Source organism: Aeoliella sp. (assembly GCF_965227375.1).
Taxonomy (GTDB): Bacteria; Planctomycetota; Planctomycetia; order Pirellulales; family Lacipirellulaceae; genus Aeoliella.
Window position 1 is genome coordinate 1,874,735 of the sequence record NZ_CBDDFX010000002.1, and the last position, 23,371, is coordinate 1,898,105.

A 23,371-nucleotide genomic window follows, 5' to 3' on the forward strand; every position below is an offset into this window, starting at 1 on the left:
ACCGCCGGGATGGTCAACCGACGTTCTCCGTGGATTCCAGTGCTTCCTTAATCTCCCACAGTACTTCGGGGTCTGTTTCGATGTCGCGCCGCTGCTCGATCGCCGTGCGGCCCTCGTCGCCGTAGTGCCCCAATGCCCAGGCGGCCGCGCCGCGGACCAAGGGTTCGGAGTCGTTGAGCCCCCGCACCAAGGCGGGAAGCGCGGTGGCTGTAGGCCGATTTCCCAGCACGATGGCCGCGTTTCGCAGGATGCCGCGTCGCTTTGGTCGCCACAGCGGGGTGCGGCGGAACCGCGCGCGGAACGCCTCGTCGTCCAGGTCGAACAATTCGGCAAGCTGCATGGGATTGGTATCTCCGCGCGGTTCAAATCGCGGATCGGTCGCTTGCGGCGCGCGATTGTTCCAGGGGCAGACGTCCTGGCATAGATCGCAGCCGAACAGCCACTCACCGATGCCGCTGCGTAGCTCCAGCGGAATCGCGTCTTGGTGCTCGATGGTCAGATAGCTGATGCAGCGTGACGCGTCGAGCACGTGCGGCTGTGGAAATGCATCGGTAGGACACACATCGAGACACGCAGTACAGGTGCCGCAATAGTCGGCCGAGGGCTCGGCGTCGTACTCCAGCTCGAGGTTGGTAAGAAGCGCCGCCAGGAAGAACCAACTGCCTTGCGAGCGGTTCAACAGCAGCGTGTGCTTGCCAATCCACCCCAAACCCGCCAGTTGCGCGAACTCCCGCTCCAACAGCGGCGCGGTGTCAACCACGCCTCGCACGCGCGCTGTGGGGAACTGCTCGGCGACCTGCTGCTTGAGTTGCTTCAGCCAAGCGTGGATCACGTCGTGGTAGTCTTCGCTGCCCCACGCGTAGCGGGATACTCGCCCGCTGCCCTCGGGCGTGGTGGTTGGCTCGGCGGTGCGGTAGTCGACCGTGAGCATCACCAGGCTGCGGACCCCGTCGAGCACGCTTCGCGGGTGGTCGTAGGCGTCGCGTCGATCGGCCAGCCAGCGCATGGTGCCGCCGTAGCCAGCAGCCAGCCATTGGTCGAGTTGCGTGGTGCCGGTGGCCGAAACGGCTGGCGCAATGCCCACCGACGAAAAACCGACCTCGGCGGCTCGCTGCTTGATCCAATCGGTACAACCGGAAATATCCATCCTCGCAATTCTACTCGCTGGGCCGCAGATGCCCAAAACCCTGTGGAATTCGGGACTTGGGGCGAATTTATTTGCCACAAGCTGGCGGTCTGATTAGCGTGGAAAGAAGGTCTCGCAAACGACTTACCCGCTTATCCCGCGCTCAGAGAGAGAATTCCCACCATGAATGCCCGCCTCACACTTGCTGCTCTTACGTTTGCCCTTTGCCTGGGGCTTGGAACCACCACGCTGGCCGACGGCGGTGTCGTCGTTAATCCCAGTGGACATGGACACCACGGCCACGGCGGCCGCGGCTTCGGCTTTGGTGGTCCAGCCTACGTTGGTGGTTACGGCCTTGGCTATGGCTTCGGCGGAGTCGGCGCCCTGTACAACGGCCTCGATTTCTACAGCGACTACCGCGTACCGTACTTCGCCGCACATCCCCCGGTTTACTACAGCCGCCCGGTTCCGCGCACGTACGGCCACTCGCCGTTCGCCTATCCGCCGTACTTCCGCACTCCCGAACTGTGCACCGCGGTCGAACCGGTGATGATCGAAAACCCACACGTGCCCGCTAGCATCAAGAAGGATTCGAAGGAGTCGGACGAGACCGTTTCGGCTCCCGCTGCTCCCAAGCCGCTGGTGGTGATGAATCCGTACGTGATCGACTCGTCGCTGGCCGAATCCGGCCGCTAGGCGATTCGCACAAGCTCGCACTCCGAGCTAGCATCCGCCAGCGACAAATCGCTCTAGACAGCGTCAGGCCTTTTCGCGATGCTTCCACCGCCTCGCGAAAAGGTCCTGCGGAATCGGAACATCCGTAAGGCACCTCGCGAAGCCTGGCTCGAAGGAATCGAGCCGGTAGAGACACTCCTCAATCGCGAAATCTAATCGAAGCACATGGCAGAAAGGACGCTGCCGATGGCTAGCAGCAAGCAATTCAGCCTCGCACTCGGGCGGGCGATGGTACTTGCGCTGATGGGTGCAACCACATTGGTTGGTTGCCGCAGCTCGCAGCAAACATCGATGTCTAACCCCTTCTTGTCGGCCGATCGCGTGCCGGCTCCAGGGTCGCGGATTCCTGCGCCTGGCGCGGCGCAGCCCTACTATCAGGGACAGGCGGCTCCAGGGATGCAGGCGGTGCCCCAGGCGCAGCCCATGCAGCCGCTGGGAGCGTTGCCGCCGTCGGACGACATCACGCCCATCCCTGCTGACGGGTCGCTGGTAAACGCGGCACAGCCCCCTACAGCGGCCTTGGCCGCGAGCGACTCGGCGGTACGCATTCCCAGCGACGAAAGCGAGATGCGTTTCACGGCACCCCCGCTGCAGCCAGCAGCTCAACCTACTCCGCAGCCGGTCGTCGCTACGCAGCCCGTTAGCACACCGCAGCCAGTGGCCGTGGCAGCCAATCCAACGCCGGTGGCCACCACGCCGACCGTGTTTCGCGACAATCAACCGCCGCCCACGGCTCCCGTGATTAACAACTGGCCGCCACAGACCAATCCAGCGCCACAGGTGACGCTCACTCCGGTGTCGAATAGCGACCAGACCGGGTTGTTCCGCGACCCGGCCGTCGGCGTGCAACCACAGCCGCTGTTGCACGAGTCGACCGCACAGCCAATGACCGCTCCACGAGCGCGAATTCCCGGATCGGCCGAGATGATCCGCGAGGAAGTCGTGCCTGGCGCCATTAACACCACCAGCTACCAGGTCGGCATGGCAGGCGGCGGTCAAGGCGATCCGTTGATGATCCCTCCGCCGGGGTACGTTCCGCAGTCGTTCGAGACAGCCGCGCCGACTACGCCAGCGAGCGACGCCTTCGTGCCGCGTGGCACTAGTCGCGATCGGTCGCCCAGCGGATTCGGCGAGTCCAGCGTACCTACCATCCGCGTCACGCCCGGTTAGTGGCGATAGAGTTGTGGTTAGCTGTGCGTAGCCGATGGTGTACAATCGACTGCTAACCCACCCTCGATGATCCTCCAGCAATCGCCATCCGCCCCGTGGCCACCATTCCTCAAGGTATCACTCGCAACGTCCAAGTGGTGGCCGGCAGCCCCACGGCGCGGTTGCTCGCCCGCTGGGCGGGCTACGTACCCGCCATCGGCGCGCGGGAGCCAGCCCTCACCGAGCTGAGCGACTTCGACCTGCGAAAAGAAAGCCTATCGCTGCGTTATCGTGCACGAAGTGGCGAGTCGTTGGACAAGCTACTGGTCGAGGCCTTCGCCTTGGTGCGCGAAGCGGGGCGACGCAAGCTCGGCATGCGGCACTTCGACGTGCAACTGTTGGGCGGCGCTTCGGTGCATCATCGCTCGATCGCCGAGATGCAAACCGGCGAAGGCAAGACCCTTACCGCCACGCTGCCGATGTACTTGGCGGCGCTCGAGGGCAAAGGTGCACACCTCGCCACGGTGAACGACTACCTGGCCAAACGCGATGCCGATTGGATGCGGCCCCTGTACGAAGCGCTCGGCATGAGCGTGGGCGTGATCCAAGGCCAACAGCCGCAAAACGACCGCCGCAAGGCCTACGCCTGCGACGTCACCTACGGCACCGCCAACGAAATGGGCTTCGACTTTCTCCGCGACCGATTGCTCAAGCGGCGGATCGACGAAGGCCACCGCGATCTGTTCGGCGAGATGCTCGGCGGCGAAGCCGTGGCCAGCGAGAAACCGGTGCAGCGCGATTTGCACTACATGCTGGTCGACGAAGCGGACAGCATCCTGATAGACGAAGCCCGCACGCCGCTAATCATCAGTGCGCTGCCGGGCGAGGACGAGAAGATCGCGTCGGAAGCTTACAGCTGGGCGGCCGAGATGGCGCCGCGGTTCGAAGAGGATGTGCACTACGAGTACGACCACAAGGAACGCCGCGTCGACCTGGAGTTGGATGGCCGCCGACTAGTCCGCGAATTGCCCAAGCCGCCGGCCACCGACAAGCTGCCGTTGTCGACCATTTACGAGTACATCGAGCGGGCGATCAAGGTAAAACGCGAGATGATTCTCGACCGCCACTACGTGGTGCGCGATGGCGAGATCGTGATTGTCGACGAGTTCACCGGCCGACTTGCCGAAGGCCGAAAGTGGCGGGCCGGCATCCACCAGGCGGTCGAAGCTCAGGAGGGCGTCGAAGTCACGTTCGAAACCAACCAGGCCGCCCGCATCACGATTCAGGATCTGTTTCTGCGCTATGAGCGGCTCACCGGCATGACCGGTACCGCGAGCACCAGCGCCCGCGAACTGCGGAAGATCTACAAGGTGCACGTGGTGCCGATCCCGACCAACCGCCCGCCGATTCGTAAGCAGCTCCCCACGCAGGTGTACGGCACCGCCGAGCAGAAGTGGCTGGCGATCGTCGAAGACGTGGTGGAGCAGCACCAGCAAGGCCGCCCTGTGCTGGTGGGCACTCGCTCGATCGACAAGAGCGAAATCGTTTCGCGGCTCCTGGAAGCCCAGGGCCTGGAGCACACAGTGCTCAACGCTCGCCACATCGCCATGGAGGCCGAGATCGTCGCCCACGCCGGCGAGATGGGCAAGATCACCGTGGCCACGAACATGGCGGGCCGTGGTACCGATATCAAACTCGGCCCCGGTGTCGAAGAAATCGGCGGGCTGCACGTGGTGTGCACCGAGTTGCACGAGTCGCAACGCATCGACCGCCAGTTGATCGGCCGCTGCGGCCGCCAAGGCGACCCAGGCACGTACCGCCAGTTCCTGTCGCTGGACGACGAAATTCTGCTGATGGGCCTCGGACCGAAACGCTACAAATCGCTGATGGCCACCGGTGAGAAGTCAAACGGTATGCTCAATGGCTACGAGTCGCTCTTCCGCCGCGCCCAACACAAGGTGGAACGCAAACACTTCCGCGACCGAAAGGTGATGCTGTACTTCGAGAAAGAGCGGCAGAAGATGCAGCGACAGATGAGCCAGGATCCCTATCTGGATACCGCGGGATAGCTCCCCAGATATCATGCGTCGGACGATGAAACAAAGGCGATTTCAATTCGGTCTCCGCGACTTGCTTTGGCTAACACTCGTATGTGCGTTGGCGACCGGACTGTGGCACGGTTCGCAACAACTCTCTCAGCTCTCCCAACAACTCGGCTCAGCCGAAGCTAGGATTCAGAGACTTGAACAAACAGTGCGACAACTAGAGAGACGCATTGACCAGGGAGGCCGAGGAGGGCGTTCACGTGGCTGAGTCCGTCCGTAATGGGTGGCCACCGAGTGGTTGACTTATCACCTCAGCAATCTTGGCCCGCATCTAACCTACCCCCGCGTTACACGTCGAGGCAGTTCAGGCAACCTGCTAGATGTGTACCGCCACACTCGGGTCCGCCAAAGGAACATCGGCTGTGACCGTCACCAGCACGCATTTGAACGCCGGTGTTTTACTCTTGGGGTCGAGCTGGCGGCTCACCAACGCGTTGGCTTCGGGGTAATACATGGCCGCGTTGCCGGCGCGGATTTTCTCGAACGCGGTGGCGCGCACTCCGGTCATGGTGCCGGCGGGGCCAGCGATTTTCACCAATTGGCCGTCCTTGAGGCCGCGATCCTTCAGGTCGTCGGGGTGCATCAGGATCACGTCGCGGCGTTCGATGCCGCGGTACAGGTCGTAGTCCTCATACACCACCGTGTTGAATTGCCCTTCGCTGCGAATGGTCATCACCCGCAGCTCATCCGTGGCTTCGCCCTGTAGCTCTGGCAGGTCGTGCGCATGCAAGCTGGCCCGGCCGGATTGGGTGGCGAACTGTGGCTCGTGGAATGTGCGGCCGCTGATCTGGAATTCCTCTTTTGTCTGATGGAGGTTCTCGATCGCTTCGAATCCCGGAATGATTTGGGCAATCGCATGGCGGATGCGGCCAGTGTCCTGCATGCTTTGCCAGTCGATGCCCGCAGGGGCCTTGCTGATTCGCTCGAAGGTCTTCTTCGCGATCGTGGCGATCACTTCCACTTCGCTCGCGGGACCTTCGTGCCGTCGTGGCCCGCCATCGCTCAGGCGGACGAAGTTGAACATCGATTCTTGCGTGGTAGGCTGCGGTTCCTCATCGCGAGCCAGCACCGGCAGGATGAGCGTCTCTCGCCCCGTGCCAAACGCGTGCCCCGTGTTGAGTGTGGTGCTCATGTAGACCACTAAGTCGAGGTTGTTGAGCGCCTGCTCCGCGAACGCCGCGTCGGGATTCGAGCCGTACAGGTTGCCTCCCAGGCAGAAGCCGAACTTCAGGTCGCCAGTTGCCGAGCCCTCCATGCAGTCCATCGTGTCGCGCCCGCGAGTGGTGGGCAGCTGGACGCCGAAATGCTGCTCGAGCCGCTCGAACACGGCGTCCTTCAGCTTGGGCGTGACGCCCATCGAGCCGATGCCTTGCACGTTGGAGTGGCCCCGGATAGGTAGAAGTCCCGCGCCCGGCCGCCCGACCATCGCTCGCATCAAGGCCAGGTTGCCAATCGCCTGCACATTCTGCACGCCGTGGGCGTGGTGCGTGATGCCCATGGTCCATGCGAATACCACCTTCTTGGCGGCCGCATAGGTGTCGGCCATTTCGTCGATTTCGCTTTTGGCTACTCCGCTCTTGGCGAGGATCTCCTCCCAGGTGAGCGACTCGATCCTCGCGCGCAGCTCGGGCCAGTGCTCGCAGTGTTGGTCGAGGAACTCCTGATCGTGTGCGCCCAGCTCCAGCACTCGTTTAGCGATGCCGTACAGCATGGCCAGGTCGCCGCCGATGTGTGGCTGCACGTACTGGCTGGCGATCTCGGAGCCGAACAACAGGCTCATCGGATCGCTCGGCACGCTGAAGTTCACCATTCCGGTTTCAACGATCGGGTTCACTACGATTACCTTGCCACCACGTCGACGGACCTTCATCAGCTTTTCGACCAACCGCGGGTGGTTCGACGCGGGGTTGCCACCAATCACAAACACCAGATCGGCCGCGTAGACGTCCTCCATCACGATGGTGGCAGTACCGCTGCCCGTGACGCTGGAGAGGCCTACCCCGCTGGCCTGATGGCAGTAGTAACTGCAGTTGTTCACGTTGTTGGTGCCGTAGATCCGCGCAAAGAGCTGCAGCAAGAAGCCCGCTTCGTTGCTGCTGCGGCCGCTGAAGTACCAGAACGTCTGGTCGGGGGTGAGTTCGGCCAGCTTGTCGGCGATCTTGTCGTACGCCTGATCCCAAGAAATGACGTGGTATCGACCGGTCTCTCGGCTGTGAAGCAGCGGATTGACCAGGCGGCCGCACGACTCCAGCTCGCGTGGCGAGAGCCCTTTAAGTTGCTCAATCGAGTACCGCTCGAAGAATTCGGGCTGAATCTCTCCTTGCATGTCGGCCACCATGGCCTGCATCGACTTCTTGCAGACCACTGGAAAGTGGCCGCTTTCGTTCACCATGCCGCCCCGCTGACCGCCCATGCCCAGGGCGCACGTCTTGCAGGCGTTGCGGGAGCGCATTGCCTTCCAGAACTTCCACAGGCCGCCTGCCTCGCGGGCTTTGCGCAATGTGTAGACGATCGCGGGCCAGCCGCCGCCTGTTTTTACCTTCTTCATACGCCCTAAACCCCGCCAGAAGTGTATGGTTTGTGTTCCGCCCGCTCCATGCGTTAGATTAGGCGGACTACCTACTCCTAACATACTCGGTTGGGGGCTCCTATGGTAACCACACATAGCGGTGTATTTGTGCGCCGAAAGGGCAACAACATGCGACATCTAGTTCTGTTTTTTCTGACGATAGTTCTAGCAACTCGTATCGAGGCGGCTTCCGTGGACGAAGCCATCTCGGTGGTACGGACCGCTTCGCCCACCACGGCAGCCAGCGACGAATTGCGAGAAGCGTGGAAGACGCTCGCCCATGCCCCCGCGATCGCGATCCCCGCAATCCTACGCGGCATGAACGACAGCAACCCGGCGGTGGAAAATTGGATTCGCACGGCCGTCGATCAGGTAGCGCAGCAAACATTGGACTCCGGAGGCGAACTGCCCAAGGCGGGCCTCATCGAATTGCTGTCCGACACCTCGGCCGCTCCGCGTGCTCGGCGCACTGCGTACGAGTTGCTGGAGAACATCGATGCGGACAAGGCGCACGAACTGCTGGCGGGCATGGTGGACGACCCAAGCCTCGAAATGCGTTACGACGCAATCGCCGCGGGCATCGAATCGGCCAAAGCCGCCGAAGGCGACGACGCGGTAGCCAAGTACCGCATGCTGCTGGAGTCGGCGCGCAATCTGGAACAGATTCAAACCTGCAAGAAAGCGCTGGAGGAAGCCGGCGAGAAGGTCGACTTGGCCACGCACATGGGATTCGTCACCGCATGGCGCGTGATTGGCATCTTCGACAATCGGGACAAAGCGGGTTTCGACGTTGCTTACCCACCTGAAGAAGAGATTGAATTTTCGGCCACGTACGATGGCAAGGAATCGGAGGCGACCTGGATGGAAGGTGCCGTTACCACGGACGACGATTTGGGCAATGTCGATTTGAACGACAAGATCGGCCCCGAAAAAGGCGCGGTGGTCTACGCCTTCGCCGAAATCGACATGCCCGGCGCGCAAGCCGCCCAGGTGCGCTACGCTTCGCCCAATGGCACCAAGTTGTGGGTTAACGGAAAAGAAGTTGCCAACAACGAGGTGTACCACGCCGGCGGAGGAGTCGATCAGTACGTGGCCGATGTGCCGCTGCTAAAGGGCAAGAACACGCTACTGCTGAAGGTCTGCCAGAACGAGCAAACGGAAGCCTGGGCGCAGGACTGGAGTTTTCAACTGCGCGTGTGCGAGCCACTCGGAGGCGGCCTCGAGTTCGATAATCTCACCAGTCAAAACTGATTCAACTCCCCCACGCTTTGCTGACTCAACCACCTCGCAATTGAGGAAATCGATATGAAGTTCACTATGCTTTCTGTAAGTGCACTATTCCTGGCGGCGATGACCACTTCGGTGGCCAACGATTGGCGAGGGTTCCGCGGGCCCGAAGGCAGCAGCGCCACCTCAACCGACGCGCAACCGCCCGACAGTTTCGATATCGAGACCGGCGAGAACGTCACCTGGCAAGCCAAACTCCCCGGTCGTGGGGTGAGCGGGCCTGTGGTGGCGGGCGGAAAGGTGCTGGTCACGGCCTCCAGCGGAGTGAACCGCGATCGGCTGCACGTGGTGGCCATCGACGACGAATCGGGCGAGCAACTTTGGCACCGGCAGTTCTGGGCCACCGGCCGCACGCTATGTCACCCCAGTTCGGCCAACGCCGCGCCCACGCCGGCCACCGATGGCGAGCGGGTGTTCGCGTTTTACTCGTCGAACGACCTGGCGTGCTTCGACCTGGACGGCAACATGCAGTGGTTCCGCGGACTGGTGCTCGATCACCCGGGCCTGGGGAACGACGTCGGCATGGCCTCCTCACCCGTCGTAGCCGGCGATGTGGTTGTCGTGCAGTGCGATTGCCAGGCGAATTCGTTCGCCGCCGCCTACGACTGCAAGACCGGCGAGGAACGCTGGTCGATCCAGCGACCCGCCTCGGCAAACTGGGCCTCGCCGGTGGCCATGGATGTGGTGGTTGAGGGGCAAAAGGTCCCCGCGGTGCTCTTCCAATCTCGCGAAGGTCTAGTAGCTCACGCTGCTGACGACGGGCGGCAACTGTGGAAGTACGGCATGTCCTGCAGTGCGATTCCCTCCGCCTCCGGTGGCGACGGCGTGGTCTACGTTCCCGGCGGCGGAGGCCTGTCGGCCATCGCCACCTCGGCCGACCATGAGGGCGAGCGGCGTTTGTGGAACGACTCGAGCCTGAAGTGCGGCAACGCCAGTCCGATCGTCAGCCGGGCTGGTCTGCTGGTACTGAGCAGCGCCGGCGTGCTGAACTGCGTCTCGCCTGACGATCAAGAGCCCATCTGGCGGAAGAAGCGACTCGGAGGCCGGTTCTGGGCCACGCCGGTTGTAGCGGGAGAGCGGTTGTACGCATTGAGCGACGCGGGCGAGGTGATCATCGTCGACATCTCCCAAGGCGAAGTGCTCAACAAGTGTACTCTGGGCCAGGATCAGGAAACGCTCGGCTCTCCAGCGGTCGCTGGCGGCGCACTATACTTGCGGAGCCACGACTTCGTCTGGAAAATCGCCGCAGAATAAGCGCCACGTTTGAAGCAACTTCATGACCGACTCGATTACGATTACCCCCGCCCCCGGCCCGCTAAACGCTACGGTCACCCCACCAGGTTCCAAAAGCATTACCAACCGGGCGCTGGTTTGCGCCGCGCTGGCCGATGGCACCTCGACGCTCACCGGCGCCCTGGTGAGCGACGACACGCGAGTGATGATCGATTCGCTCAATCGCCTGGGTATCGTGGTCGAAGAGTCGGCCGATGGCACCACGCTGGTGGTCACCGGCGCTGGCGGCAACGTGCCTGCCGACGCAGCAGAGCTATTCATCGGCAACAGCGGTACCACGATTCGCTTTCTCACGGCGCTAGTCGCGCTGGGCCACGGCACCTATCGCTTGGATGGCGTGCCAAGAATGCGGGAGCGGCCGATCGGCGACTTGGTCGAAGCGCTGGTGCAATTGGGAGTTGATGCCCAGTGCCAGTCGCCCGGCGGCTGCCCGCCTGTGTTGGTTCATGGAACCGGCCTGCCTGGCGGAAGAGCGACCGTGCGGGGAAATATTTCGAGCCAGTACCTCAGCGGACTGTTGATGGCGATGCCGACGGCAGCGGGCGAGGTGGAGATTGCCATCGATGGCCAGCTCGTTTCGCAGCCCTACGTTCGGATGACGCTGGAGGTAATGAAGTCCTTCGGCACCACGATCGACGCAGCGGACGACTTGAGTTTGTTCCGCAGCCCGGGCGGCACGCCCTACCAAGCACGAGAATATGCCATCGAGCCCGACGCTTCGGCCGCCAGCTACTTCTGGGCTGCGGCCGCGATCGCGGGTGGATCGGCCACCGTGAGCGGATTGTCAACCAACAGCCTGCAGGGCGACGTGGCGGTAGTCGATCTACTGGAGCATATGGGCTGCGAAGTCGACCGCCAAGCGGAGAGTATCTGCGTCACGGGTGGAAAGCTACAAGGGATTTCGGTCGACATGAACGCGGTGAGCGACATGGTGCAGACCGTCGCCGCGGTGGCCTTATTCGCCGAAGGGCCGACCGAGATCACCGGAGTGGCTCATAACCGCCACAAGGAGACAGATCGCATCGGCGCATTGGCTACCGAGCTGAGGAAGCTGGGTGCCGAGGTAGAAGAGCTGGCAGATGGGCTGAGAATCACGCCAAAGTCGCTTAAGCCCGCAGTGATCGAGACTTACGACGACCACCGCATGGCGATGAGTCTCGCCCTGGTGGGGCTGCGGCTACCGGGCGTGGAGATACTCGATCCCCGCTGCACGGCAAAGACCTATCCGAACTACTTCCAGGATCTATGCCGGGCAGCAGGCACCGCCTGAGAAGAATCTCAATTTGTCGATTCGAGCTGGCTGGTTGCAGCCGCTCGCGCCAGGTTGATACCACTCTGGCGAATCAATTCGTCGGCTCGCTTCAAGATCGCTGAGCCCTCATCGTGCAGGTCGCTATCCGCCTGGTCATTGGCTTCAAAGCGAGCACTGCAATGCTGACATACCACCCGTCTTCCGAGGTACTCCACCCGAACCTGTAGCTTCCGACCGCACGTTGGGCATTCCTGCACAAAGTAGGTGGAATTGGGCATATAAACCTCCTGCTTGGTTGAGAGATGCGTCGCCGTACGTCAACTTAAGAGACTCCTACGGTACCCTCAGAGCCCCGGAATTGCAAATGCCCGAAGCCTGAATGCCCCCTGCATTTGCTACCGGACTTCCGAAGTAAACTACTTGAATTCGGCATTTCCGGTATCTGGAGAGCTGACTTGCTGTATACAGAAATATTCGCGTGCTACCCCCTCTTTCGGGGGTGGAGAGGTATGCTTTCGGATTGCCGACGGGGGAGTCGAATAGTTGGAAGCTAGAATTCGGAAGTCTGAATTGTTGCGGTAACCACCCTAGCAAATCGGGGTTAGGTTTTTGATGCTAGTGAATGCCAGTTGCTCGTAAAGAAGCTCTGTTTGGATTAGACTGCGAGCACCGGCAAGCGCCTGGATTCGGCGCGCGTTGACGATCTGGAGGCCAACTTTGGGTAACAAAGTCTACACCTGCGTGGTGGTGTTGTTGTGGGGCGCCGCCATGACCTGGTTGGTTAGCTCCAAGATCCTGCCTCCGTTTTTTCGTGGCGAAGCACCCCGCACCGGTTTGAACGGTCACCAGCCAGTCTGTTGGCGGGTGCTGGTGGGCGACGAGCACATCGGATGGGCCGTGAGCCAGGCTGTTCCGGGCGCCGATGGCAGTACCGAACTGCATAGCCGCGTGAAACTTGCTAACGTTCCCCTGGCCAGAATGGCGCCGCGCTGGATGTCGACGGTGATCGACAACATCGGACCGCTGGAACTAGACATGCGGTCGCGGACCACGCTTGATTCGCTGGGCAATCTCTCGGTATTCGAGACAAACGTGCAGGTGAACGACCTGCCGTCGGCCATCTTGATGAAAGGGGTGGTCGATGAGGGCAACATCCGGCTCCGCCTGCAGTACGGCGAAGTGGTGCATCGGCTCGATTATCCCTGGCCCGAACACGCTCAGCTTGGCGGCAAGCTCACGCCCGATGCCAAGCTGCTGCAGGTATATACGGGGCGCAAGTGGCAAAAAGAGGTCTACAACCCGTTCGGCGGTCCTCAGGGCGCGATCGAAGTGATCGAAGCCGAGGTGCTGGGCGAGGAAGTCCTGCTGGTCAATGGCGAGCTAAGTAACACCCGGCGGATCGAGTTTCGTTCGATCGACGCCACGGGCGTATCGTCCGAAGACCGCCGCCGCTCCACCGTTTGGGTCAACGAGGAAGGCCTCGTGGTGAGAGAGGAAATCAACCTGATGGACGTGCTGCTGCGTTTCGATCGCGAATCGGAGGCGGCCACTCGAACCATCGCCCCCGATTTGCTGCAACTTGATGAATACGCTACGTTGAGTGCCGAAGACCGTGCCGAGGCGGCAGCAGCATCTCACTGAGGCCCCCGCTAGTCGTCCAGCTTTCCCGTGCTTGTTCCCTTGTGTCCGCTTGATGGCCGCTATTGTCGAGTTTAAAGCTGTCGGACGCGACTACGGTGCGAAGCGGGCAGTCGATAATCTGAATCTCGAGCTGATGCCCGGCGAGCTGTTCGCCCTGCTGGGGCACAACGGCGCTGGCAAGACCACCACCATCAAGATGCTGGTCGGATTGCTGCGTCCGCAGGTCGGAACCGTGATGGTCGGCGGATACGACATTGTCGAGGCCACTCGCGAGGCCGTCAGCATCCTGGGCTACGTACCCGACCAGCCCTATTTGTACGACAAACTCTCCGGGCGGGAGTTTCTCGAATTCATCGCTGGCATGTACGGCTACGATGCGCGCCAAGCGAAGGTATTGATCGATCGCGAGGTCGAACGGTTTGGGTTAGAGAGTTTTGTGGACGACCTGTGCGAGAGCTACTCGCACGGCATGAAGCAGCGGACCGTGTTTGCCGCGGCCATGCTCCACAACCCGCAGGTGCTGGTGGTCGACGAGCCGATGGTGGGCCTCGACCCACAGAGCATCCGCCTGGTGAAGGACTTGTTGCGGGAGGAAGTGAGCCAGGGACTATGCGTGTTCATGTCGACCCACACGCTCGCGGCGGCCGAGGAAATCGCCGATCGAATCGGCGTGATGCGGCAAAGCAAGCTGCTATTTACTGGCACGGTCGACCAACTGCGTAAAGAGCATCCCGACAGCCATGAGTCGCTGGAGTCGTTGTACCTGCACCTGATGAGCGATAACGGTCACCCGACGGAATCGGAAACGTCCGACGACACGCAACCGACCGCCCAAGAGGATGCGAAGTCGCCATGAGTTCGACCAATTCCACCTCAATTGCCATGAATCGGCGCGACGTGTCCGATGAGGCCGAGGCACAACTGTTCTGGCGGATGCGGCTGCGTGTGGTGCGGGCCCACTTGAACCAACTGTACCGCAGCGCCCGGCTCCGTACGACGCTGATCGTAGCGCTGAGCCTGTTGTTCTGGAGCGGATTGTTTGTGCTCTTCCACCAGGGCTTTTATTTCGTCAAGCACCACGTTGGCGGAGCGGGCGATCCGTATCACGCGCAGACCTTCAAACTGGTGTTCCACCTGTTCTTCGCGTCGCTGAACCTGATGCTGGTGTTCTCGTCCGGCATCATCCTGTACGGCACGCTGTTTCGCTCGCCCGAGTGCCGGCTGCTGCTGACCACGCCAGCGCGGGACGAGCGCATCGTACTGCACAAGTTTCAGGAGGCGCTAGCCTACAGCTGTTGGGGATTCTTTCTGCTTTCGAGTCCCATGATGCTCGCCTACGGAATCGTGGTCCACGCGCCGTGGTACTATTACGCGCTGATGGTGCCGATGATCGTCTCGTTCGTCTACATTCCCTGTAGCTTGGGCGCGGTGTTGTGCTTGCTGCTGGTCAGCAAGTTTCCGAAGCTCAAACTGGCGATCGTTGCGTCGGTGGCAATGGCTTCGGTGGTCGTGGCGGGCCGCGCGATCTGGGCCACGGTCAACGGTCCACAGATCGAGCTGTTCGGAAACGAGTGGTTCCAGCAGACGCTGCGGCGGTTCCAATTCACGCAGCAGGAATGGCTGCCCAGCTCTTGGTTGAGTAACGGGTTGCTCGAAGCGGGTCGGACGTTGCCACCCACCGCCGAGACCACCGGTTTCGACCTGCCCATCGTGCAGAGCTGCATGTACCTGGCCGTGCTGATCATGAATGCATTGATCTGCCACTTATTGGTCGTGCACGCCGGCAAGGCCTGGCTCCGCGAGGCGTATAGCACCATCGAGTGCGCGCCGCGTCAGAAGCGGAAGATTCGCGTCGCATGGTTTGACCGCGTGCTCGAGAAGATGCTGTTCAGCTTCCCCAAACCAGTGAAACTGCTGCTGGTTAAAGATTGGCGGCTGTTGCGCCGCGATCCGGTGCAGTGGTCGCAGTTCTTGATCTTCTTCGGGCTACTTGGCCTGTACTTCTTGAACCTCGATCGCTTCCGTTCGCAAGGCAACGACCTGGGGAACATCACCTGGGTGAACATGGTGAGCTTCCTGAACCTGGCGGTTGTGGGGCTCATCCTTTCGACATTCACCACGCGATTTATCTTCCCCATGATCAGCCTCGAAGGGCAGCGATTCTGGGTGCTTGGCCTGCTGCCGCTGCCGCGCGAGACGATTCTGTGGAGCAAGTTCGTGTTTGCTTCGCTGGGGTCGTGGTTGCCCTGCGCGGCGCTCATCCTGGCCAGCGACTTGATGCTCCGCATCGACCTGTTGGTGGTCGGCGTGCACCAGTTTACGTGCTTATTGTTGTGCGTGGGCTTGGCGTCGATCGCCGTGGGCCTGGGCGCCATCATGCCCGACTTCCGCGAGTCATCGCCCTCGAAGATCGCGGCTGGCTTCGGCGGCACGCTCAACCTGGTGCTCAGCGCATTGTACATCATCCTGATCGTAGTGTGCACTGCCCTGCCCTGCCACTTCTATCTGATTGCAGGTCGAGGCAAACTGAGCGAGACCTTCATGCACCCCGACCAGTGGCGGCATTGGCTGCTGTACGGAACCATCGCTGCGGTGGTGATCGCCGCCGTGGCTACCGTGGTACCGCTGACCATGGGCCTGCGGGCGTTCCGGCGGTTGGAGCTAAGCTGACTCTCGGCTCACTCTTCGAGGCGGCACTCCAGTACTTGCCGCTTCGGACGATCGATGCCATACACGATGCCCGGCTGTGTGCGGTCGATCGCGATCCCCTGCCCGGTAATCGGCAACTCAAAAGTCTTGAGCAAGCGCAACTCGCTGCCCGCTTTGGGCAGTGTCAGTTGATAGATCTCACCACGGTCGTGTCCCGTGCAGTAGAACTTGCCATCGACGCCCCAAGTTCCGCCCGAGCAACTGTGCGGCGCAAAGCGGTCGAGCACCTGTTGGGGAAACACCCAACCGGCCACGCGTCGCCACTGGCTATCGAACTTCACCAGCGACGTGTACCCGTGCGGCTTGGCTAGTGGGTCGTCGTTCACTTTCTTCGAGTAGTGGGCGAACACGCACCACCAAGCGTCGTCGTGCCGATCGACTACAGTGAGCGAACCCTCGTAGATGCCGAAACTGTGGTTGCCAACGTGCTCGAGCGTTTCGGCGTCGAAGATCTCCACCGAACTGGTGTTCGGGTACTTGGGGAAGTTCGAGTTGGCGCAGTACAGTTTGCCGTCGATCACCACGCCGGAATTCAGGTGTTTGAGCGGTGCCTCGTCCGTTGCCCGCCAACTGCCGATCTTCTCGCCTGATTGCTTGTCGTACTTGCCAATGGCGCTGTTGGCCACCGCGTAAACGGCCTCCTCGTCCACGGCCACCGCCTGCACTGCCTCGGGGGCGTCGATCCGCCGCAGGAGTTCTGCGGACGGCTCCTTCGCGGCAGCCGTGGCGGTCAGAAGTAGTATGGCGGTCCAACAAGCCGTTTGTCGCATCGAAATCTCCCCACTGGTGTCGATCACAGAGGCGTGGCCATTGTTGCACAGATTTCACCTGCCGTGTTGCCGCCAATCGGCGTTTTTCGAGCATCGCCCCTTCGCGGGACGTGACCGCCGCTGACGAGTCGCGCCCAGCCGGCTATACTTCCGATATGGACCTTGTATCGACCAGCCGCGAAGCCCTACGGATTGGGGCCGTTTCGTACCTGAATTCCAAGCCGCTGGTGCATGGTCTGACGGCTCTCGAGGGTGCGCAAGTACGCTTCGACCTGCCCAGCCGGTTGGCCGACGACCTGTCGGCGGGGCGACTGGATGTGGCCCTGGTGCCGATTGTCGAGTACCTGCGGCACCCGGAGTACCAACTGCTGTCGTCGGCCTGCGTCGCCTGCTGGGGGCCGGTGCTGAGTGTGAAACTCTACTTCCGCACCCCGCCCGAGGAGGTCCAGCGGCTGGCGCTCGACGAAGGCTCCCGCACTAGCGCCGCATTGGCTCAGATTCTGCTCGCCCAGTTGCACGACGTTCGCCCCCAACTGGTGCAGTTGCCGATTGGCGATTCGATCGACGACGTCGAGGCGGACGCGGTGCTGCTGATCGGCGATCGGGCGATGCAGACGTCCGACGACCAGTTCGCCGAAGTCTGGGATTTGGGCGATCGCTGGTGCCGCTGGACCGAGTTGCCATTCGTATTCGCCGCCTGGGTCGCCCGGCCCGACCTACCCGTGCATGCTTCGCAGCTTGCCGACGTGTTCGATTCGGTGCGCGACCGAGGCGTCGCGGCCATCGAGTCGATCGTCGCTGCCGAAGCGGCGAACCTCGGACTCGAACCTGCATTGGTGCGCGACTACCTGACGCGCTACCTGCACTTCACCCTCGCGAAACGCGAACAGCTGGGCGTTGAGTTGTTCGCCAAGCATTGCCGGGAACTCGGCCTGGTGGAAGCTTCCCGTTCCTCCCTTGAACATTCCAGCTAACTACGATGATTGCTCAGCCCACTGACACACCAGCCAGCCGTTCTGACTACGACATCATGGAGAAGGCGATCGCCGGCGAGCGGCTTTCGTTCGACGAAGGTGTGCAGTTGCTGGAGTGCAGCGACCTGGCCGCGCTAGGCCGCGCCGCGGACGCGGTGACTCGCCGGCTGCACCCCGAGCCTTACCGCACCTATAACATCGATCGCAACATCAACTACAGCAATGTTTGCACCGCGGTGTGCGACTTTTGCGCGTTCTATCGCGGTCCCAAGTCGTCCGAAGGCTACGTGCTGTCGTTCGAGGAGATTCTTGCCAAGGTCGAAGAGACCGTCGCGATCGGTGGCGAACAGATTCTGCTGCAGGGTGGTTTGCATCATGAGTTGCCGCTCGAGTGGTACGAAGACATGCTGCGGACGATCAAGGAGCGGTTCCCTCAGGTGAACATCCACGGGTTCAGCCCGCCGGAGATTTACCATTTCACCAAGATGGCGAAGCTCGATACCGAAACCGTTCTCACGCGCCTGCGCGATGCGGGACTCGGCAGCCTGCCTGGCGGAGGGGCGGAAATTCTGGTCGACCGGGTTCGCAAGGCGATCACTCGCGGCAAGGTGCTGACCGACGACTGGCTGGACGTGAACCGCGTGTGGCACCGCATGGGCGGCCGCAGCACCGCGACGATGATGTTTGGCCACGTGGAAACCCTGGCCGAGCGGATCGAGCACCTGGAGCGGCTCCGCCAGTTGCAGGACGAAACCGCCGGGTTCACCGCCTACATCTGCTGGACCTTCCAGCCTGACAATACCGACATGGCCGACACGCCGACCGTGGGGTCGTTCGACTACCTCCGCACCACTGCGGTAAGCCGGCTGTATTTGGACAACTTTGCCAACATCCAATCGAGCTGGGTGACGCAGGGCCTGGAAATCGGCCAGCTCGCCCTGCTGTACGGTGCGAACGACATGGGCAGCCTGATGATCGAGGAAAACGTCGTGGCCCAGGCGGGCACCGTGCATTTCCTCACGCTTGACGATATCCGTAGCGCCATCACGGAACTCGGCTACCAGCCGCGCCAAAGAAACGTGTTCTACGAATTGGTGGACGACGAAATCGAGTCGATCATTCCAACCGGCACAATTGGTTCGACCGACCTGCCGATTGTAAGGTAAGTTGACCCAGGGGCAGTGTTCCCGGCGCCCCGCTTGTGATAGGACGAAAGGCCGCCCCGACGCTGCCGCCCGCGTTGAGCTGTGGCTATCGCCACGGTGTGGTTGCTGCGGTTCGACTGGCGGTTTCCTGCTTCGATTTTCAACCCACGTTTGCTGCTCCCATGATCGAAGCCATCGGCCTCGCCAAGGTATACGACGACCTGAAGCTCGGTCCGCGTGTGGCCGTGGACGATCTGTCGTTCCAAGCCGAGGCCGGCGAGGTATTCGGACTGCTTGGCCCCAACGGCGCGGGCAAGACCACTGCCCTGCGGATCCTGGCCACGCTGCTCAAGCCAACGGCTGGCGTGGCGCGGATTAACGGCTTCGACTGCGAAACGCAGCCCGAACTGGTGCGGCACCAGATTGGCTACATCTCGGCCAGCGCATCGATCTACGATCGCATGACCGCCTGGGAGATGGTGGAGTACTTCGGCCAGCTGCACCACATTGAGCCGCAATTGCTGCGAGAGCGGATGGAACATCTGTTCGAGCGGCTGGCGATGAACGAGATTCGCGATGTGCTGGGCGGCAAAATGTCGACCGGCATGAAGCAGAAGGTCGCCATCGCCCGGGCGATGGTACACGACCCACCGGTGCTGATTTTCGACGAAGCCACCAATGGCCTCGACGTGCTGGTCGCCCGTTCGCTGCTCGATACGGTCCGCGGGCTCCGCGACCAGGGCAAGTGCATCATCTTCTCGTCGCACATCATGCGCGAGGTCGAACGACTCTGTACCCGCATCGCCATCATGTATCGGGGCCGGATTCTGGCCGAAGGCTCCCTCGAAGAGCTGCACGCCGAGTACGAGGGCGAGGACTTCGAAGACGTGTTCCTCGACATGATTGGGCGGGAGGAGAAGCGGCTGACCGAAGAAGCGGAAGCTAGCGGAATGGAGGTCGCGAGGTGAATTGGGACAACATCAAACTAGTCTGGCGGCGGGAGATGCGCGACCAACTGCGCGACCGCCGCACGCTGTTTGTCATCGGCGTGCTGCCGCTGCTGATCTACCCGATGATGGGCATTGCCTTCAGCCGCCTGAGCCAATTCGTCCGCCAAAATAAGGCGACCATCGCGGTGGTGGGCTACGAACAACTGGCCGATTTGGAGAACGTGCCGCCGCTGCTAGACGGCAAGCGATTCGAAGAGGAGTTGTTCCGACAGCCGGGGATGATCGACACCATCGAAGTAGAGACATTTGCCGACTCGGCGGAGAATCTGGAAGTACAAAAACAGCGGATGAACCAGGAGCAGACCGATCTGGTGGTCTACTTCCCGTCCGGCTTCGCCGAGCGACTGGAGAAGCTTCGCCACGCGATGCGCAGCGAGGCCCGCGGGGATGAAGACCAAGCATTGCCGGATCCGCCCAATCCGGTGGTGTTCTACGACGCTCGCGACGAGTCGCAGCTCGCCTACACGCGAGTGCAGGGGTTGCTCGACCGTTGGCAGTCGAAGATCGTACGCAACAACCTGATTGCGGGCCGTATTCCGATCGAGATTACGCGGCCGTTCAGTGTCGAAGCCCAGAACATCTCGCCGGCGGACCAAGGGCAGATGGCTTTCTGGTCGAAGCTGCTGCCGTTCATTGTGTTCATCTGCGCCCTGACCGGTGCGTTCTATCCGGCGGTCGACTTGTGCGCGGGAGAGAAGGAACGAGGCACGCTCGAAACCCTGCTCACCAGCCCGGCGCAACGCAGCGAGATCGTCGGCGGCAAACTGCTGACTGTGATCACGTTCAGTATCGGCAGCGCCTTGTGCAACTTGGCCAGTATGGCGATCACAGGGCAGTTGATCCTCAAGCAGCTCAACGCCATGAGTCCGGCCGGGCAGCAGCCGCTTTCGGCTCCGCCACTGGCAGCCATCGGCTGGCTGTTGCTCGCGTTGCTGCCGATGTCGCTATTGTTCAGCGCGTTGAGCCTGGCATTGGCGTCGCTGGCGCGGAGTACCAAGGAGGGGCAGTACTACCTGATGCCGCTGTTCCTGGTTTGCATGCCACTGATGGCACTGCCATTGATGCCGGGCATCGAGCTGAATCTCTCCACGAGCCTGGTGCCGATCAGCGGCATGGTGTTGTTGATCCAGGCCGCGATGGAAAGCAAGTTGGCGATGGCCGCCACGTACCTGGTGCCGGTGGTTCTGGTGACGTTGGGCTGCTGCGCGGTGGCCGTGCGGTGGGCCGTTAGTCAGTTCAATCAGGAGTCGGTGCTGTTCCGCGACACGGAAAACTTCGACCTGATGACCTGGGCCCGCTACGCCTACGCCCACCGCCCGCCAACTCCCACATTGGCGGCGGCCGCGCTACTGATCGCGCTGATCTTCCTGGCGCAGTTTGTCATGCAGTCGATGCCGCCAGACCTCTCGCAGCCGGGGGCATTCACCAAGCTCATCCTCATGAGCCAACTGGGTTGCATCTTGCTGCCGACGCTCGTGGTGGCGAAGCTCACGGTGCGCTCGTTCCGAAGGACGTTCCTGCTCGACCGCCGGGTGCCGTGGCGCGAGGTGGTGCTTGGGGTGCTATTGGCCATCTGTTTGCATCCCGTAGGAACGACCCTAATGGAGGGGATCGTGCAGGTGTTTCCGCTACCTGCGGGGTTCGTGGAGATGGCCGAGCAGATGGCGGGTGCCAACGATGGGCCTGAGATCTCGCTGCCGTATGTCCTGCTGCTGCTGGCCGTATTGCCGGCGATTTGCGAAGAAATGGCGTTTCGGGGGTTTGTACTATCGGGTCTCCTTTCGCGACTTCGCCCGCATTGGGCCGTAGTGGTATCCGCTGTTTTCTTTGGTTTGGCACACGCAAGTGCTTTGCAGCAAACGATTTCCGCCACATTGCTGGGGCTGGTGATTGGGTATATTGCGGTAAAATCCCGCCAAATTACGCCTTGTGTCGCGTTTCATATGAGTTACAACGGATTGCAGTTGTTGCGAACGAGATTCGCCGACTACCTGGAGGCCCAGCCCTGGGCAGACGCGGTTTTCCGCGATTCGCCCACTCCTGTGGTAGGCCTCGGGTTCACCACTCCGGTGGTGATCCTCAGCGGGTTGGCGGCGATTGCTCTCCTTTGGCAAGTCGGACCCACGATGTACCGCTCGGCGGAGACGTACGGCTTGAAGGATGATGCCAGTTCGCCCCTGCCCAGCGCTGCGCCTGCCAAACAGACGCGGCCGTGAAGCCCGTTTCCAAAGGCCAGAAGCGTACATGATCCGTCACTCTGTAATTGAGAGCACGTCTACAGCGGTCCGTGCTCGTGTTGTTTTCCCCGTTGCAGCTCCGCCCATCTTCGATGGCGTTGTGCACATCGAAGGGGGCAAGGTCAAGCAAGTGGGCACCAAGCCGCCCACCGGCGTGCCGCTCACCGATTTGGGCGACGTGGCGCTGTTCCCAGGCATGGTGAACGCCCACACGCACCTCGACCTGTCCGATCGCAAGAAGCGTCTGGGCAAGCCCGGCACGCCGATGTCCGACTGGGTGCGGATGGTGGTCAACGAGCGAACCACGCCCAAGAAGAAACTCAGCGCGGTAGCCACCGGCGCGTCGCAATCCATCCGCCAGGGCGTGACCACGCTGGGCGACATCGCCACTTACGACCCGATGGAATTGCCCAGCAACGAGTGCGGGCCGCGCTCGCTGCGTTTCCATGAGGTGATCGGCTTCTCCCAAGCCCGCGCCCCTTCGGCGCATTCGGGACTGGTGAAGAAGCTCAAGCGATCCAAAGCCGACGGCGCGCCGGAACTCGAAGGCATGCCGATGGAGGGCGTCGCGCCGCACGCCCCGTACACGGTTTCGCCTCCGTTGCTCCGCAACCTGGTAAACACAGCCGCCGAGTGGGAAATGCCCGTGGCGTTCCACTTGGCCGAGTCGAAGGAAGAACTCGACTTCCTGACGACCGGCGCCGGAGGCTTTCAGGAGATCCTCGAAGAGCGCAGCATGTGGGACCCGTGGGCAGTGCCCCGCGGTTCGGTGCCGCTGGACTACCTGCGAATCCTCACTCGCGCTAGCAAAGCCCTGGTGATTCATGGCAACTACCTGGAGCGGAAGGAACTCGCGTTCCTGGCCCGCCACCGCGACTCGATGTCGCTGGTGTATTGCCCCCGCACGCACAATTTCTTCCAGCACGATCCGTATCCACTGGAAGTCGCGTTGTCGCTAGGCGTTCGCGTGGCTCTGGGAACCGACAGCCTGGCGTCGAACCCCGATCTTAGCATCTTGAACGAGATGCGGATCGCGGCCGCTCGCCATCCGCGGGTGCCGGCCGAGGTGATCCTGGAGATGGGCACGCTGGCCGCGGCCCACGCCATGGGACTCGGCCATTTGGTGGGAGCGTTGTCTGCTGGCCGCTACGCCGACATGACTGCCGTGCCGATTCCCGATGGCATTCCGGATTCGCACGCCGACATCCTGGCGGCCGTGTTTGGCGACACGAGTCCACCTTGCCAAACGTGGCTAGGCGGCGAAGTGGTCGACAACGGCTGCTGATATTTGGCCAAACCGAACTTTCGGATAGTGATCAGAGAGCGCTGCGATAATTCAAACGCTTGTAGACATCACTATCCGTGAAGA

General features: G+C 61.8%; 18 protein-coding genes. 14 read left to right on the forward strand and 4 right to left on the reverse strand.

The window, feature by feature from the left end:
- Nucleotides 1-13 precede the first annotated feature (13 nt).
- The gene (gene queG / locus ACQK2L_RS20460; protein WP_425398902.1) at nt 14-1,147 is read right to left on the reverse strand and encodes a tRNA epoxyqueuosine(34) reductase QueG; all 1,134 of its coding nucleotides are present in this window, start codon (nt 1,145-1,147) and stop codon (nt 14-16) included.
- Between the two features lie 162 nt (nt 1,148-1,309).
- On the opposite strand from queG, the gene ACQK2L_RS20465 reads away from it, so the two are divergent.
- The 3 genes from ACQK2L_RS20465 to ACQK2L_RS20475 all read left to right on the forward strand — a co-directional run bounded on the left by ACQK2L_RS20465 (nt 1,310) and on the right by ACQK2L_RS20475 (nt 5,079).
- Nucleotides 1,310-1,822, forward strand: a complete 513-nt coding sequence (locus ACQK2L_RS20465; RefSeq protein WP_425398903.1) for a hypothetical protein — start codon at nt 1,310-1,312, stop codon at nt 1,820-1,822.
- A gap of 330 nt (nt 1,823-2,152) precedes the next feature.
- Nucleotides 2,153-3,031 carry a hypothetical protein gene (locus ACQK2L_RS20470; protein ID WP_425398904.1) on the forward strand — a complete coding sequence of 293 codons (879 nt, stop codon included), beginning with the start codon at nt 2,153-2,155 and terminating at the stop codon, nt 3,029-3,031.
- A gap of 95 nt (nt 3,032-3,126) precedes the next feature.
- A complete protein-coding gene (locus tag ACQK2L_RS20475) occupies nt 3,127-5,079 on the forward strand; it encodes a preprotein translocase subunit SecA (RefSeq protein WP_425398905.1) in 1,953 nt (650 codons plus the stop codon).
- A gap of 352 nt (nt 5,080-5,431) precedes the next feature.
- On the opposite strand, the gene ACQK2L_RS20480 is transcribed toward ACQK2L_RS20475, so the two are convergent.
- On the reverse strand, nt 5,432-7,663 hold the full coding sequence (locus tag ACQK2L_RS20480; protein WP_425398906.1) for an FdhF/YdeP family oxidoreductase: 2,232 nt from the start codon (nt 7,661-7,663) through the stop codon (nt 5,432-5,434).
- 150 nt (nt 7,664-7,813) lie between these two features.
- Here ACQK2L_RS20480 and ACQK2L_RS20485 point away from each other — a divergent pair, with 150 nt between their 5' ends.
- Genes ACQK2L_RS20485 through aroA form a run of 3 tightly spaced genes read left to right on the forward strand, consistent with a single transcriptional unit; the run spans nt 7,814 to nt 11,534 of the window.
- The gene (locus ACQK2L_RS20485; protein ID WP_425398907.1) at nt 7,814-8,935 is read left to right on the forward strand and encodes a hypothetical protein; all 1,122 of its coding nucleotides are present in this window, start codon (nt 7,814-7,816) and stop codon (nt 8,933-8,935) included.
- 54 nt (nt 8,936-8,989) lie between these two features.
- On the forward strand, nt 8,990-10,225 hold the full coding sequence (locus ACQK2L_RS20490; RefSeq protein ID WP_425398908.1) for a PQQ-binding-like beta-propeller repeat protein: 1,236 nt from the start codon (nt 8,990-8,992) through the stop codon (nt 10,223-10,225).
- Between the two features lie 22 nt (nt 10,226-10,247).
- A complete protein-coding gene (gene aroA / locus ACQK2L_RS20495; RefSeq protein ID WP_425398909.1) occupies nt 10,248-11,534 on the forward strand; it encodes a 3-phosphoshikimate 1-carboxyvinyltransferase in 1,287 nt (428 codons plus the stop codon).
- Between the two features lie 8 nt (nt 11,535-11,542).
- Here the strand turns inward: aroA and ACQK2L_RS20500 are convergent, their stop codons facing one another.
- Nucleotides 11,543-11,794: a hypothetical protein gene (locus tag ACQK2L_RS20500; RefSeq protein WP_425398910.1), complete on the reverse strand. Its 252-nt coding sequence runs from the start codon at nt 11,792-11,794 to the stop codon at nt 11,543-11,545.
- Between the two features lie 439 nt (nt 11,795-12,233).
- Between ACQK2L_RS20500 and ACQK2L_RS20505 the strand changes: the two genes are divergently transcribed.
- Genes ACQK2L_RS20505 through ACQK2L_RS20515 form a run of 3 tightly spaced genes read left to right on the forward strand, consistent with a single transcriptional unit; the run spans nt 12,234 to nt 15,827 of the window.
- Nucleotides 12,234-13,157: a hypothetical protein gene (locus ACQK2L_RS20505; RefSeq protein ID WP_425398911.1), complete on the forward strand. Its 924-nt coding sequence runs from the start codon at nt 12,234-12,236 to the stop codon at nt 13,155-13,157.
- Nucleotides 13,158-13,209: 52 nt separating this feature from the next.
- Nucleotides 13,210-14,013, forward strand: coding sequence for an ABC transporter ATP-binding protein (locus ACQK2L_RS20510; RefSeq protein ID WP_425398912.1), 804 nt, complete (start codon nt 13,210-13,212; stop codon nt 14,011-14,013).
- Nucleotides 14,010-15,827: a putative ABC transporter permease subunit gene (locus ACQK2L_RS20515; RefSeq protein WP_425398913.1), complete on the forward strand. Its 1,818-nt coding sequence runs from the start codon at nt 14,010-14,012 to the stop codon at nt 15,825-15,827. The genes ACQK2L_RS20510 and ACQK2L_RS20515 overlap by 4 nt, the downstream gene beginning before the upstream one ends.
- A gap of 8 nt (nt 15,828-15,835) precedes the next feature.
- Here the strand turns inward: ACQK2L_RS20515 and ACQK2L_RS20520 are convergent, their stop codons facing one another.
- Nucleotides 15,836-16,636 (reverse strand): hypothetical protein, encoded by an 801-nt coding sequence (locus ACQK2L_RS20520; protein WP_425398914.1) that lies wholly within the window; start codon nt 16,634-16,636, stop codon nt 15,836-15,838.
- A 155-nt stretch (nt 16,637-16,791) separates the two neighbouring features.
- On the opposite strand from ACQK2L_RS20520, the gene ACQK2L_RS20525 reads away from it, so the two are divergent.
- The 5 genes from ACQK2L_RS20525 to ACQK2L_RS20545 are packed head-to-tail and all read left to right on the forward strand — an operon-like array spanning nt 16,792 to nt 23,287.
- Complete coding sequence (locus tag ACQK2L_RS20525; protein WP_425398915.1) at nt 16,792-17,610, forward strand: menaquinone biosynthetic enzyme MqnA/MqnD family protein; 819 nt, start codon at nt 16,792-16,794, stop codon at nt 17,608-17,610.
- Between the two features lie 5 nt (nt 17,611-17,615).
- On the forward strand, nt 17,616-18,776 hold the full coding sequence (gene mqnC, locus ACQK2L_RS20530) for a cyclic dehypoxanthinyl futalosine synthase (protein ID WP_425398916.1): 1,161 nt from the start codon (nt 17,616-17,618) through the stop codon (nt 18,774-18,776).
- A 35-nt stretch (nt 18,777-18,811) separates the two neighbouring features.
- A complete protein-coding gene (locus ACQK2L_RS20535; protein WP_425398917.1) occupies nt 18,812-19,723 on the forward strand; it encodes an ABC transporter ATP-binding protein in 912 nt (303 codons plus the stop codon).
- Nucleotides 19,720-21,981, forward strand: a complete 2,262-nt coding sequence (locus ACQK2L_RS20540) for an ABC transporter permease subunit/CPBP intramembrane protease (RefSeq protein ID WP_425398918.1) — start codon at nt 19,720-19,722, stop codon at nt 21,979-21,981. The genes ACQK2L_RS20535 and ACQK2L_RS20540 overlap by 4 nt, the downstream gene beginning before the upstream one ends.
- Nucleotides 21,982-22,009: 28 nt before the next feature.
- A complete protein-coding gene (locus tag ACQK2L_RS20545; RefSeq protein ID WP_425398919.1) occupies nt 22,010-23,287 on the forward strand; it encodes an amidohydrolase family protein in 1,278 nt (425 codons plus the stop codon).
- Nucleotides 23,288-23,371 lie beyond the last annotated feature (84 nt).

Bases quoted from the DNA above. Each gene is read 5' to 3' on its own strand.
- ACQK2L_RS20525 (WP_425398915.1), top strand. From the start codon at position 16,792: ATGGACCTTGTATCGACCAGCCGCGAAGCCCTACGGATTGGGGCCGTT.
- mqnC (WP_425398916.1), top strand. From the start codon at position 17,616: ATGATTGCTCAGCCCACTGACACACCAGCCAGCCGTTCTGACTACGAC.
- ACQK2L_RS20545 (WP_425398919.1), top strand. From the start codon at position 22,010: ATGATCCGTCACTCTGTAATTGAGAGCACGTCTACAGCGGTCCGTGCT.
- queG (WP_425398902.1), bottom strand. From the start codon at position 1,147: ATGGATATTTCCGGTTGTACCGATTGGATCAAGCAGCGAGCCGCCGAG.
- ACQK2L_RS20500 (WP_425398910.1), bottom strand. From the start codon at position 11,794: ATGCCCAATTCCACCTACTTTGTGCAGGAATGCCCAACGTGCGGTCGG.
- ACQK2L_RS20515 (WP_425398913.1), top strand. From the start codon at position 14,010: ATGAGTTCGACCAATTCCACCTCAATTGCCATGAATCGGCGCGACGTG.
- ACQK2L_RS20485 (WP_425398907.1), top strand. From the start codon at position 7,814: ATGCGACATCTAGTTCTGTTTTTTCTGACGATAGTTCTAGCAACTCGT.
- ACQK2L_RS20470 (WP_425398904.1), top strand. From the start codon at position 2,153: ATGTCTAACCCCTTCTTGTCGGCCGATCGCGTGCCGGCTCCAGGGTCG.
- ACQK2L_RS20510 (WP_425398912.1), top strand. From the start codon at position 13,210: ATGGCCGCTATTGTCGAGTTTAAAGCTGTCGGACGCGACTACGGTGCG.
- ACQK2L_RS20490 (WP_425398908.1), top strand. From the start codon at position 8,990: ATGAAGTTCACTATGCTTTCTGTAAGTGCACTATTCCTGGCGGCGATG.
- aroA (WP_425398909.1), top strand. From the start codon at position 10,248: ATGACCGACTCGATTACGATTACCCCCGCCCCCGGCCCGCTAAACGCT.
- ACQK2L_RS20520 (WP_425398914.1), bottom strand. From the start codon at position 16,636: ATGCGACAAACGGCTTGTTGGACCGCCATACTACTTCTGACCGCCACG.
- ACQK2L_RS20480 (WP_425398906.1), bottom strand. From the start codon at position 7,663: ATGAAGAAGGTAAAAACAGGCGGCGGCTGGCCCGCGATCGTCTACACA.
- ACQK2L_RS20465 (WP_425398903.1), top strand. From the start codon at position 1,310: ATGAATGCCCGCCTCACACTTGCTGCTCTTACGTTTGCCCTTTGCCTG.